The sequence below is a fragment of the Dyella terrae genome (assembly GCF_022394535.1).
In the GTDB taxonomy this organism is placed as follows: domain Bacteria; phylum Pseudomonadota; class Gammaproteobacteria; order Xanthomonadales; family Rhodanobacteraceae; genus Dyella.
The window spans coordinates 3,633,678-3,646,286 of the sequence record NZ_CP089414.1 but is presented as its reverse complement, the minus strand read 5'-3'; the positions used below and the strand labels follow the sequence as shown (position 1 = coordinate 3,646,286).

11 protein-coding genes and 1 pseudogene are annotated in these 12,609 nt (G+C 63.6%); 5 read left to right on the top strand and 7 right to left on the bottom strand.

Going from position 1 to position 12,609, the window contains the following annotated elements:
* Positions 1–2: 2 nt before the first annotated feature.
* A complete protein-coding gene (locus DYST_RS15955; protein ID WP_239946584.1) occupies positions 3–638 on the top strand; it encodes a LysE family translocator in 636 nt (211 codons plus the stop codon).
* A gap of 23 nt (positions 639–661) precedes the next feature.
* Here DYST_RS15955 and DYST_RS15950 read toward each other — a convergent pair whose 3' ends face one another.
* Positions 662–1,696, bottom strand: a complete 1,035-nt coding sequence (locus DYST_RS15950) for a LysR family transcriptional regulator (protein WP_428993919.1) — start codon at positions 1,694–1,696, stop codon at positions 662–664.
* Between the two features lie 131 nt (positions 1,697–1,827).
* Between DYST_RS15950 and aceB the strand changes: the two genes are divergently transcribed.
* Together aceB and aceA are read left to right on the top strand one after the other, a co-directional pair.
* Positions 1,828–3,423, top strand: a complete 1,596-nt coding sequence (gene aceB, locus DYST_RS15945; protein WP_239946583.1) for a malate synthase A — start codon at positions 1,828–1,830, stop codon at positions 3,421–3,423.
* Positions 3,424–3,484: 61 nt separating this feature from the next.
* Entirely contained in the window at positions 3,485–4,789 is a 1,305-nt protein-coding gene (gene aceA / locus DYST_RS15940) for an isocitrate lyase (RefSeq protein ID WP_239946582.1), read from the top strand.
* 107 nt (positions 4,790–4,896) lie between these two features.
* On the opposite strand, the gene DYST_RS15935 is transcribed toward aceA, so the two are convergent.
* The 3 genes from DYST_RS15935 to DYST_RS15925 all read right to left on the bottom strand — a co-directional run bounded on the left by DYST_RS15935 (position 4,897) and on the right by DYST_RS15925 (position 8,874).
* Positions 4,897–6,687, bottom strand: coding sequence for a cation:proton antiporter (locus DYST_RS15935; RefSeq protein ID WP_239946581.1), 1,791 nt, complete (start codon positions 6,685–6,687; stop codon positions 4,897–4,899).
* A gap of 274 nt (positions 6,688–6,961) precedes the next feature.
* Positions 6,962–8,461 (bottom strand): YifB family Mg chelatase-like AAA ATPase, encoded by a 1,500-nt coding sequence (locus DYST_RS15930; RefSeq protein ID WP_102301713.1) that lies wholly within the window; start codon positions 8,459–8,461, stop codon positions 6,962–6,964.
* A gap of 164 nt (positions 8,462–8,625) precedes the next feature.
* A complete protein-coding gene (locus DYST_RS15925; protein WP_102301799.1) occupies positions 8,626–8,874 on the bottom strand; it encodes an accessory factor UbiK family protein in 249 nt (82 codons plus the stop codon).
* A 192-nt stretch (positions 8,875–9,066) separates the two neighbouring features.
* Here DYST_RS15925 and glnK point away from each other — a divergent pair, with 192 nt between their 5' ends.
* Positions 9,067–9,405 (top strand): P-II family nitrogen regulator, encoded by a 339-nt coding sequence (gene glnK, locus DYST_RS15920; protein WP_102301712.1) that lies wholly within the window; start codon positions 9,067–9,069, stop codon positions 9,403–9,405.
* Between the two features lie 4 nt (positions 9,406–9,409).
* Here glnK and DYST_RS15915 read toward each other — a convergent pair whose 3' ends face one another.
* Together DYST_RS15915 and gpmA are read right to left on the bottom strand one after the other, a co-directional pair.
* Positions 9,410–9,931: a DUF1453 domain-containing protein gene (locus DYST_RS15915; protein ID WP_239946580.1), complete on the bottom strand. Its 522-nt coding sequence runs from the start codon at positions 9,929–9,931 to the stop codon at positions 9,410–9,412.
* 113 nt (positions 9,932–10,044) lie between these two features.
* Entirely contained in the window at positions 10,045–10,788 is a 744-nt protein-coding gene (gene gpmA / locus DYST_RS15910) for a 2,3-diphosphoglycerate-dependent phosphoglycerate mutase (RefSeq protein WP_102301711.1), read from the bottom strand.
* A gap of 145 nt (positions 10,789–10,933) precedes the next feature.
* Between gpmA and DYST_RS15905 the strand changes: the two genes are divergently transcribed.
* On the top strand, positions 10,934–11,596 hold the full coding sequence (locus tag DYST_RS15905; protein WP_239946579.1) for a hypothetical protein: 663 nt from the start codon (positions 10,934–10,936) through the stop codon (positions 11,594–11,596).
* A gap of 41 nt (positions 11,597–11,637) precedes the next feature.
* Here DYST_RS15905 and hemF read toward each other — a convergent pair.
* Positions 11,638–12,541: pseudogene (gene hemF / locus DYST_RS15900) on the bottom strand (oxygen-dependent coproporphyrinogen oxidase).
* Between the last annotated feature and the right edge of the window lie 68 nt (positions 12,542–12,609).

The window sequence follows — 12,609 nt, the reverse complement described above, 5'->3', positions numbered from 1 at the left end:
GCATGAGCGCACTCGGCATCCAGCATTTCGACGCGTTTCTGCTCGCGTGTATCGTGCTGAACCTGACACCCGGGCTGGATACGTTTTACATCCTGACGCGCAGTGGGCGCGAAGGGCGTGGCGTGGGCGTGGCGGCAGCGCTGGGCATCAATGCCGGCTGCATCGTGCATACGCTGGCAGCGGTGCTCGGCATCTCGGCGATTTTGATAACCTCCGCCCTCGCCTTCAGCGTGCTCAAGTACGTGGGTGCGGCGTACCTTGTATGGATTGGCCTGCGCATGCTGTTGACGCGCGGCGGAGCACGTCAGGCAACAGTAACGCGCGGCCAAGGGCTGGCCGCTGCGTTCCGCCAAGGCATGTTGACCAATGTGCTCAATCCCAAGGTTGCGCTGTTCTTCCTGGCTTTTCTGCCGCAGTTCGTCTCCATGCAGGCCGCGCATCCGCAACTGGGGCTGCTCGTGCTTGGGCTGAGCTTCATTGGCACGGGAACGGTGTGGTCAATGGCGCTGGCGTTGCTCGGCGGACATATCCATCGCCTGCTGACCGCGCGCCCGCGCGTCGGCCAGTGGATGGACCGTGTCTGCGGCACGGTGTTGCTGGGCTTCGGCGTGAAGCTGGCGCTACAGCGCCCGTCCTGACTTCCGCGCTTGCGACGTGAAACTCAGCGTTCCGAGTGACCCGACTCGTCGTAGTCGCGATGGGTCAACAAGCCCGGCTTCACCAGATCGATGAAAGCCCTCGCTTCCGCGCTGAGGAATTTGCCTTTGCGCATCACCACGCCGTAGCTTCGCGGTGGGAAGTACTGCTTCATATTGCGGACGGCCAAACGTCCACGGTCTGCCTCGGTGATGCAGATACCGGTGACGATGGAGATGCCCAAGCCCATCGCCACGTATTCCTTGATCACGTCCCAACCGCCCACTTCGATGGCGACGCGGTACGGCACCTGTTGCTGCTGGAACACGAGATCCACTAGCCGATACGTCGATAGGCGCTGCGGCGGAAGGATCAGGCCGTACGGCGAGAGATCCTGCAAGGTCACCGTAGCCTTGGCCGCCAGCGGATGGTCGGGCGGCATGATCAGCATCGGGTCGTAGTGATGCACCGGCGCCCACGCGATGTCGTTAGGCACGTCGAGCATGGAGCCCACGGCGAAGTCCGCTTCGTCCGCACGCAATAGCGCCAAGCCGTCCTTGCCGGTCACATTGGCCAGTTGTAACTGCACTTCGGGAAAGCGCTCGCGATAGCGACGAACCAGATCGGGCAACAGATACTGGATGGTTGAGCTACCCGCTGCGATGGTCAGCCTCCCACCCTGCAGGCCCTTCACCTTGGCGTGGAAGTCGCGATCGAGGTGTTCCCAGCCTTCCACCAGCGGACGCGCCAGTTCGTAGAGCGCCTCGCCCGCGTCGGTGAGGTTGATGCGACGTCGGCGACGCTCCAACAGGCTCACACCCAGCTCCCGCTCCAGCGCCTGAAGCTGAAGGCTCACGGTGGGCTGAGACAGAAAGAGAGCCTCCGCGGCGCGCGTCAGCGTGCCCAGCTTCACCGTATAGACGAAGGCCCGCATCTGCTTCTGCCGGTTGCCCTTGTAATAGAAACGCCCCGGTTCATCGGCCCGACCATTCGCTGGCGTACGGCGTTTGGTCACCGCGGAGCGTGATTTTTTCTGCTTGTTCAGGGGCTCTGAGGGCATTTTTGTGCCTTACAACTCAATCAGTTGACTGATGTATTAAGAAACACAATAGCAAAGATTGAAACATTTGCTTTGTCAAAGCCAATTTCCGTGACCTAGTGTCACCCCATCGTCATCACGGAGATTCCCCCATGGCCGTCCCCAAGGAACGCATCGCGCTCTCCTCGGCGCAGGTCCACGGCGCCACGCGCCGGGAGCATGCCGCCATCCTTACCCCCGAGGCGCTGGCCTTCCTGGCCGAGCTCCATCGCCAGTTCGATGCCCGACGTCTGGATCTGCTCACCGCCCGTGAGGGACGCCAGGCCAAGTACGACGCCGGCGAACTACCGGACTTCCGTGCCGACACCGTCGCCATTCGCGAGGGCAACTGGACGGTGGCACCGATTCCGCTGGCCCTGCGCGACCGACGCGTGGAAATCACTGGCCCGGTGGAACGCAAGATGATCATCAACGCGCTCAACTCCGGCGCGAAGGTGTTCATGGCGGACTTCGAGGATTCCTCGGCGCCCACCTTCGCCAACCAGATCGACGGCCAGATCAACCTGCGCGACGCGGTGAACGGATCGATCGAGTACACCTCGCCCGAGGGCAAGCACTACCGCGTCAACGGCAACCCGGCCGTGTTGATCGTGCGTCCACGCGGCTGGCACCTGCCGGAGCGCCACATCACCGTCGACGACGAACCCATGGCCGGCGCACTGGTGGACTTTGGCCTGTTTGCCTTCCACAACGCTCGCACGCTGCAATCCCGCGACCGCGGACCCTACTTCTACCTGCCCAAATTGCAGGCGATGGAAGAAGCCGCGTTGTGGGACGACGTGATGGCCGCCGCCGAAGCCGCGCTCGACCTGCCGCCCGATTGCATGAAGGCCACGGTGTTGATCGAAACGTTGCCGGCGGTGTTCCAGATGCACGAGATCCTGCATGCGTTGCGCGGCCGTGTGGTCGGCCTCAACTGCGGTCGCTGGGACTACATCTTTTCGTACCTCAAGACTTTCCGCAGCCATCGCGATCGACTGCTGCCCGACCGCAGCCAGGTGTTGATGACGGTGCCGTTCCTGAAGTCGTATTCGGAACTGCTGATCCAGACCTGTCATCGCCGTGGCGCGTTCGCCATGGGTGGCATGGCCGCGCAGATTCCGATCAAGGGCGACGACGACGCCAACGAGGCCGCGCTCGCCAAAGTGCGCGCCGACAAGCTGCGCGAAGTGCAGGCGGGCCATGACGGCACCTGGGTGGCGCATCCCGCGCTGGTACCGGTGGCGCAGGACGTGTTCGACAAGTACATGCCATCACCCAACCAGCTCAATGTCGCGCGCAGCGACGTGAAGATCTGCCGCGACCAACTGATCGCACCGTGCAGCGGCACCATCACGCGCGCCGGCTTCGACAACAACGTGGAAGTGGCGCTGCGCTACACCGCGTCGTGGCTGGACGGGCAGGGCTGCGTGCCCATCCATCATCTGATGGAAGACGCCGCCACCGCTGAAATCGCTCGCTCGCAAATCTGGCAGTGGCTGCACCGCGGCCCACTGGAATTCACCGATCACGCGCCCATCGACTTCGCCTTGTTCGATCACGCGCTCATCAAGCACACACATCGGTTGATCGAAAGCAGAGGCCCCTACGCGCATCGCGCCGAACAGGCCGCGGCGTTGCTCAAGCAACTCACGCACGCCGACGCACTCGGCGACTTCCTCACTCTGGCGGCCTACCAGCAGCTCTGAAGCCCGCTCTGTCATCACGCATCACGGACATGCTCATCAAAGACATGCAGGAGACATCACCATGAAGAACACGCTGCCCACCGCCGAACAGATCGCGCTCGACTGGACCAACAATCCTCGCTGGAGCGGCATCCAGCGCAACTACAGCGCGGAGGATGTGGCGCGTCTGCGCGGTACCGTGCCCGTGGAGCATTCGCTGGCCCGTCGCGGCGCGGAACGCCTGTGGAAGTCGCTGCACAAGGAAGATTTCGTCAATGCACTCGGCGCGCTCACCGGCAACCAGGCCATGCAGCAGGTGAAGGCCGGCCTGCAGGCCATCTATCTGAGCGGCTGGCAGGTGGCGGCCGATGCGAACGTGGCTGGCGAGATGTATCCCGACCAGTCGCTGTATCCCGCGAACTCCGTGCCGCTAGTGGTCAAGCGCATCAACAACACACTGCTGCGCGCGGACCAGTTGCATCATGCGGAAGGGCAGAACGATATCGACTGGATGGTGCCGATCGTCGCCGACGCGGAAGCTGGCTTCGGCGGCGTGCTCAACGCGTTCGAGTTGATGAAGGCGATGATCGAGGCAGGCGCGTCCGGTGTTCATTTTGAAGATCAGCTCGCCTCGGTGAAGAAGTGCGGCCACATGGGCGGCAAGGTGCTGGTGCCGACGCGCGAAGCGGTGGACAAGCTCAACGCGGCGCGCCTCGCCGCTGACGTGCTCGGCGTGCCCACGCTGATCGTGGCGCGAACCGATGCCGATGCAGCTGATCTGCTCACCTCTGACATCGACGAGAACGACAAGCCGTTCGTCACCGGCGAGCGCACCGTCGAGGGCTTCTTCCGCGTGCGTCCCGGCCTGGATCAAGCGATCAGCCGTGGCCTTGCCTACGCGCCGTACGCCGATCTCGTGTGGTGCGAGACCAGCAAGCCCAACCTGGACGAAGCACGCAAATTTGCCGAAGCCATCCACGCCAAGTATCCAGGCAAGATGCTGGCCTACAACTGCTCGCCAAGCTTCAACTGGAAGAAAAACCTCGATGACGCCACCATCGCGAAGTTCCAGAGGGAACTAGGCGCCATGGGCTACAAGTTCCAGTTCATCACGCTCGCCGGCTTCCACAGTCTTAACTACGGCATGTTCGATCTGGCTTATGGTTATGCCCGTCGCCAGATGAGCGCATTCGTGGAGCTGCAGGAGAAGGAATTCGCCGCCGCCGAACGCGGCTTCACCGCGGTGAAGCACCAGCGCGAAGTGGGCACGGGTTACTTCGACGCCGTGACACAGGCTATCCAGCAGGGGCAGTCGTCCACCACCGCGCTCAAGGGATCCACCGAAGAGGCACAGTTCCACGCCTCGCGTCAGGCCAGCGCGGCCTGACCTTCGACTACCTCGCGTAAGCCGACTGGACGTCGGCGCGTGCGTGGGGAGCGCGGCCCTGTCCGGCGCCCCCACGCATGCACGCAGGGAATGCGCCACCGCAGCTGCTACGACGTCGCCTCTGGCGGCACCAGCGCGATCACCGTCCAGCCAGCACGCGGCTCCAACTCGCGCTTCACGGACGCCACGCGCAACGCGCCTTTCTCCTCGACGCCGAACAGCAACACCGTCGGCGAACCGTATTGCTCGATGAAGTTCGGCCAGTCGAACGTTGTCGTCAGGCGCGTCGATTTGATGCGCCAACCTTCCGCAAGGCGCTCCAGAAAGCGCTCGTGTGTCATCTCTGCCTCGAACAATGCCGGGGCGCCAAGATCACCGCCGAGCTGCACGCGTCCGCCCGTCGTCTGGCCGTCTTCATGGCCAAGCCGGTATACCTTGCCGCGCCCAAATTCCTGGCGGTAGTACACGCAGGCCAGGGCATTGCGCTCGCGGTGGATCGACATGGCCAGCAGTCGGCCGATGCCCGTGAGATCTAGATGACGCTCGGCATACGACGACGCGGGGAAGCCGAAGAACGTTTGCAGCCCGTCCATACGCGCCTGCCTGATGTCATTCCACTGCTCGTCCGCCACGATCACGTGGAATCCAGCATCCGTCAGGGCACGCGCCACCACACGGGAAGCCTGGTCAGCACCGTAGATGAGCACGCCGGCCGGATCGGGCTCAGCAACCTTCAGCCAGCGTGCCAACGGACGGGCTGTCGCGCTTTGCAACACCACCGTGCCAATGATCAGTATGAAGACCAGGGGCACCAACGCCTTTGCACCGGGCATGCCCAGCGCCTCCAGCTTCAGCGCGAACAAGGCCGATACCGCCGCCGCCACGATGCCACGCGGCGCTACCCATGCAATCAAGGCACGCTCGCGCCAGTTCAACGCGCTGCCTATGCTGGCGATCACAGCTGTCACTGGGCGCACGATCAGTTGCGCCACCAAAAAGATGGCGATGCCCGACCACAGCATGCCGTCCGGCAGCGGCCAGCTCAGGCGAGCCGCCAGCAGAATAAACAGCGTGGACACCAGCAGCGTGGTCAGGTTTTCCTTGAAATCGAGGATGTCATCGATGTGCACGTCACGCATGTTGCCGAGCGCGATGCCCATGATCGTGACGGTCAACAAGCCCGATTCGTGCGTGATGGCATTCGATAGCGAAAAGGCCAGCACCACGGCAACAAGCGTGCCGTAGTTCTGCAGGTACTCCGGGATCATCTGCCGGCGCAGCAGGGAAGCGAGCACCCACGCCGCCAACAAGCCCACCACGACTCCGCTGGCGACCACGGCAAGGAACACCCCGATGGTGTGCCCTTGATGGCGGGACACGATGGCTTCGTACACCAGCACGCCGAACAGGGCGCCCAGCGGATCGATCACGATGCCTTCCCAGCGCAGCGTGTTTGCAATGCGTGCGTTGGGGCGCACGGTGCGCAGCATCGGCGCAATCACCGTCGGGCCGGTCACACAGGTCAGTGCGCCGAACAGCAACGCGACTTCCCAGCTCAGCCCCGCGAAGTAATGCGCGGCCACGCCGAGCATGAACACCGCGATCACCGCACCGTACGTCACCAAGCCGCGTACGGCGCCGCCAATTTCGCGCAGTTCGCTGAAGCGCAACGTCAGGCTGCCTTCGAACAGAATCACCGACACCGCCAGCGATGCCACGGGAAACAGCAAAGGTCTCAGCAATTTGTCCGGGTTCAGCACGCCCGCGACGGGGCCCATCAGGATGCCAGCAAGCAGCAGGAACAGGATCGCCGGCAATCTCACTCGCCAGGCCAGCCACTGGGCGAGGAAACCGACACCCAGAATGCAAACCAGCAGCAGTCCAAGATCGAGTGTCATGCACGGTCCTTCGAGCGATCGCAGTGCGGCTATCGGACCACGGGCACGAGGCTACCGTCCATGGCGAATGGAGCGAATCGGAAACACGCAAGAAGGAGGGGAGGGCCAAGCCCCGGTATCGGACGGGGGAGGGGGGAGGGAGTACCGATACCGGGGTGGCAGGCTGAGTTCAATGCAGAACTAGCGGGTACAGATAATACGCCTGGACCGATTCAAGTCAATACCCGTGAGTACAAAAATTACCCGCAAGGGCCATCAGGCACATATCGCCGTCTCAGAAGCGGCGATACATCAAGGCTTCCGCAAGATGAGTTCGGTCCAGCAGCGCGGCTCCGCCATCCAGGTCGGCGATGGTCCGGGCCACCCGCAGGGTGCGGTGATAGGCGCGAGCTGACAGACCGAGGCGCTCCAGCGCGCCCTCAAACCACTGCCGTTCTGCCTGTCCCAGAGCGCAATCCCGCTCCAGTTCGCGGGTCGTGATCTCGGCATTCGCTCGGCCGGCTCGCATCAGTCCATGCTGGCGGGCCTTTACCACGCGGGCACGGACCGTAGCCGAATCCTCGTCAGTCGATCCCCGTGACAGGCCGAGTTCGCCTATCGGAACCCTAGGCACCTCGATGCAAAGGTCGATGCGGTCGATCAGCGGCCCGGAAATGCGTCCCCGGTAGCGCTGGATCTGATCGGGCGTGCACTGGCAGCGCTGGCGCGGATCGCCCGCGTAACCGCAAGGACACGGATTCATCGCGGCCACTAGTTGGAACTGGGCCGGAAAGGTCGACTGGCGCGCCGCACGCGAAATCACGATGTGGCCCGACTCCATGGGTTCGCGCAGCACATCCAGCACATGCCGGCCAAATTCCGGCAGTTCGTCGAGGAACAACACGCCGTTGTGGGCCAGCGAGATCTCTCCTGGCCGCGGCAACGAACCGCCACCCACCAGGGCAGCGGCTGAACTCGTATGGTGCGGTGCCCGGAAAGGGCGGCGGCGCCACAGATTCAGATCTACGGCCTGCCCGGCCACGGAGAGCACAGCACATGTTTCCAGTGCTTCTGACTCGCTCAGCGGTGGCAGGATGCCCGGCAAGCGTTCGGCAAGCATGGTCTTGCCCGTACCCGGCGGACCGAGCAGCAGCAGGTGGTGACCGCCCGTAGCGGCGATTTCCAGTGCGCGACGTGCTTGCAACTGGCCGCGCACGTCTGCCAGGTCAGGCCCGATGGTTCCGTCGAAGATGCCGGATGCCTCGCCCGGCGGCGCCAGATCCTGCGCGCCGCGCAGCCACCCGCACACATCGGCCAGCGTGTCGGCGACCAGCACCTCCGCATCGGAGACGAGCGCGGCCTCGGCTGCGTTGGCGCGTGGCACTACTACGCGCCGACCTCGCGCCCGTGCACGCAACAGAGCCGGCAACACGCCCGATACCCCACGCAAAGCACCGGACAGGGCCAGTTCGCCAAGAAATTCGCAATCGTCGAGCTTTTCACGCGGCACTTGGCCGCCCGCAGCAAGGATGCCGAGCGCGATGGCAAGGTCGAAACGACCACCGTCCTTGGGCAATTCCGCGGGTGCGAGGTTCACCGTGACCTTGCGGTTCGGATATTCGAAGGCCGTGTTCTGGATGGCCACGCGGACGCGGTCGCGTGCTTCGCGCACGGCGGCTTCGGGCAATCCAACGATATTGGTGCCCGGCAGGCCGCCGGACAGGTGGACTTCCACCATAACCTGGGGTGCCGAGACGCCTTCCTGGGCTCGACTGAGGGTGACGGCAAGGCTCATGACGCTCGCACAAGTCGGGCGCGGGAGTAGCTGCCAGTTCGAAACACGGAGCGACTCCCTCAAGCGGCCTGCAAAGAAAAATAGCCGCCCCCGATCGTTCTCGGGGTGAGGGTGACGGATCGGGGGCGGCTCCCGGGACGTGGGCCCGTGCCGCACCCCGTCAGTCAGGCGCCAGCACCAGCCTCTAGATCTGCGATTCGCTTCTCCAGAGCCTCGACCTTGGCACGGGTGCGTGCCAACAGCTGGGTCTGGACGTCAAACTCCTCGCGGGTGACTAGATCAAGGCGGCGCAATCCCTGCGCCAGAACATCGCCGAAGTTGGTGCGCAAATCCTGTTGCGCCTGAGCCAATCCTGATGGAACCAACGAAACAAGACGCTGGGCAAGTTGATCGATATCCTGCCTATCCATCATGGATAGCACCTCGAGCTCGTCGGATGAAAGTTTAGGTTCATAGCTTTGATTAACACTATCGGCATGCTCCACTTCTATCTGTAGGCATTTTCCTACAGCGCGCCTCAAGGCGACAGTTACAGCCCTGACAGGCAAAATGCCGGTCCCTGACCGCTCCATGCGGCAAGTATCCCAACGTCGAGAGGAAAACCCATGAAGCTGGTGGTTGCGATCATCAAGCCGTTCAAGCTGGACGATGTGCGCGAGGCCCTGGCCGAGGTGGGGGTGCAGGGCATCACGGTGACCGAGGTGAAGGGTTTTGGCCGCCAGAAGGGCCATACCGAACTCTACCGGGGCGCCGAATACGTGGTCGATTTCCTGCCCAAGATCAAGCTGGAAGTGGCAGTAAGCGATGACCAGGTAGATCGTGTGGTCGAAGCCATCCAGGTGTCGGCCAAGACCGGCAAGATCGGCGACGGCAAGATTTTCGTCAGTCCGCTGGAGCAGGTGATCCGTATTCGCACCGGCGAGATGGACGGCGACGCTCTGTAAGTCTTCAGGTAGCCAGTTGGGCCCGCTCGAAGCGGCGGTGATGCACCAGCAGGCCGGTGAAGTAGCAGATGTAGTAGCCGATCATCAGCCCGAAGATGGCGAGCGTCAGCGGGCTGTTGCCCATGGCTGGCGCCGAATGGGCCATGGCCGGATCCTGCAATTGCGGCATCACCACCAGGAAACGCCAGGCCAGTCGGCCGATCAGCAGCACCGTGAGGAGCCCGCCGATCCAGGCGTTGGGAATGTACAGGTCCTGGCCGGCAGCATCGCGCTCGAAGCGCGTCAGACGCAGGCCGACCGTACCCAGCACAGCACCAGCCAGCGCACCGCCCAGCAGGCCTTCCAGCAGGCGCAGGTTGTGCAGGCCACCAAACGCCAGCAGACCGCCGATGACACTGAAAATGACGATGCGGGTGATCATCCGCTTGCGGCGAATCGGCTGCCGCCCGAAGCTGCCACGCACGCGTCGCCAGACGGCAAACGCCATCAGCGGAATCATGAGCGCATAGATCATGTTCTGGGTCATCGCGTTCGCCTCGTCATGGATGGACGCAGCTTATCGATCCAACGCAGCTCGCACGACTGACGGGCTGCAGCCATCGCGGATGACGCGTGTCATCCGCGACCGGCGAAGCCTGCTTACTTCGCCTTGCCCTGGTTGGCCACGGCGGCCATCTTCGCTGCGATGGCGGCGGCGTCGCCCAGGTAATAGTGCCGGATCGGCTTGAGGTTCTCGTCGAACTCGTACACCAGCGGCACGCCGTTGGGGATGTTGAGTTCCACGATCTCATCGTCGGACACGTTGTCCAGATACTTCACCAACGCGCGCAGCGAGTTGCCGTGCGCGGCAACTACCACGCGCTGACCGGAGCGGATAGCCGGAGCCAGTACGTCGTGCCAGTAGGGCACCACGCGGTCCACGGTGTCCTTCAGGCACTCGGTGTCCGGGATCATCGACGGGTCAAGGTTGGCGTAACGCGGATCGGTCACCGACTCATTGCTGGCGCGATCCAGCGGGGGCGGCGGGATGTCGTAGCTGCGACGCCACACCTTCACTTGGTCCTCGCCGTACTTGGCCGCCGTTTCCGCCTTGTTAAGGCCGGTGAGGCCGCCGTAGTGGCGCTCGTTGAGGCGCCAGTCGGTAACCACCGGCAGCCACATCTGGTCCATCCCATCCAGCACGCCCCACAGGGTGCGCACGGCGCGCTTGAGCACGGACGTGTGTGCGATGTCGAAGCTGTAGCCCTCCGCCTTGAGCAAGCGCCCGGCCTCGGCGGCTTCGGCGTTGCCCTGTTCGGTAAGGTCCACGTCGGCCCAGCCGCTGAAACGGTTGTCGAGGTTCCACTGGGACTGGCCGTGACGGATGAGTACGAGCTTGTACATGGCGGGAATTCGCGGCGGGAAACCTGTGATGGTGAGGCCCCGCCCCGGCCCCGTCAAATCACCCACGTCCCCTGTCGAAGGTCATGCTAAACCCCAGCCCTGGCAGGCGCATCCTAAGGGCATTACCACCCACATGGAGTTCATCATGCGTCGTCATCTGCTTGCCATCGCCCTTGCGCTGACCCTGCCCGTCCTGGCCCACGCCGCCGACGGTGACATCGACAAGGTCAACGGCACGGTGCGCGTGGATGCCGGCCAACACGCCGGCAACGTCAGCACGGTCAATGGCGCTGTCCGCGTCAGCGACAACGCGGTGGTTCAGAAGGCCAGCACCGTCAACGGCGCGGTGGAGCTGGGCGATCACGTGCAGGCCACAGCGGTCGACACCGTCAACGGCGCCGTCACCGTGGGTTCCAGCAGCCGTGTCGCGGGTACCGTCAGCACCACCAACGGCGGCGTGCGATTGGGCAAGAGCGCTGAGGTGGTAGGCAAGGTCGGTACCGTGAACGGCACCATCAACCTTGACGCTGCCCACGTAGGTGGCGGCCTGCAGACCTCCAACGGCGACATCATCGTGGGTGCCAACTCGCACGTCGAAGGCGGCATCCTGGTCGACAAGCCCGGCGGCTGGTTCAACTGGAATAGCAACAACCGTTTGCCGCATGTGGTGATCGGCCCGCATGCCGTGGTGCAAGGCACGCTGGAATTTCGCCGTGAGGTGGTGCTGCAGGTCAGCGACAGCGCGCAGATCGGCCCGGTGAAGGGTGCCACGCCGGTGAAGTTCAGCGGCGATGCGCCGACGGAGTAAGTCCGGGAAATGGATGCGCCCCAGCGGGGCGCATCCTCGGGTTACACCCAGTCGCGCGGCTTGAGGTAATCGCCCAGCCGCGCTTCTGCTGATTCCGGCTCCGGCTGGAAGTTGTACTCGAAACGCACACGCGGCGGCAGGCTCATCAGGATCGATTCCGTGCGTCCGCCCGATTGCAAGCCGAACAGCGTGCCGCGGTCATACACGAGATTGAATTCCACATAACGCCCGCGACGATAGAGCTGGAATTCGCGCTCCCGCTCGCCGTAGGCCTCGCCCTTGCGCCGCTCGACGATAGGCAGGTACGCATCGAGGAAACCCTGCCCGACGTCACGCGTGAATGCGAGGCATCGCTCGAAGCCCCCCCTCGTTCAGATCATCGTAGAACAGCCCGCCAACGCCGCGCGTTTCAGCGCGATGCTTGAGATAGAAATATTCGTCGCACCATTTCTTGTAGCGCGCATAGACGTCGTCACCATAGGGCGCACAGAGGTCGCGCGCCACGGTGTGCCAGTGCACTACGTCTTCGTCGTGCGGATAGAACGGCGTGAGGTCGAAACCGCCACCAAACCACCACACGGGATCCGTGCCTTCCTTGCTGGCCTCGAAGTAGCGCACGTTGGCATGCGTGGTGGGCACGTGTGGGTTGCGCGGATGCAACACCAGCGACACACCGGTAGCGACGAAGCCGCCGCCGGCCAGATCAGGCCGGTGCGCCGTCGCGCTGGGCGGCAGCTGGTTGCCATAAACGCGCGAGAAATTGACGCCGGCTTGCTCGAAGATCGCACCATCGCGGAGCACCCGCGTACGGCCACCACCACCGGCGGCGCGCGTCCACGCGTCTTCTTCGAATCGGGCCTTGCCGTCGATCTGTTCGATCGCCGTGCAAATGCGATCCTGCAGTTCGCGCAGAAACAGTTCGGCTTGATCGGCTTGCTGGCTCATCGGGCGGTCCATCGTGAGTCGAAACACGGCAAGCTTAGCAAGTGGCGCGCAGCTGGCCGCTGCGGCGG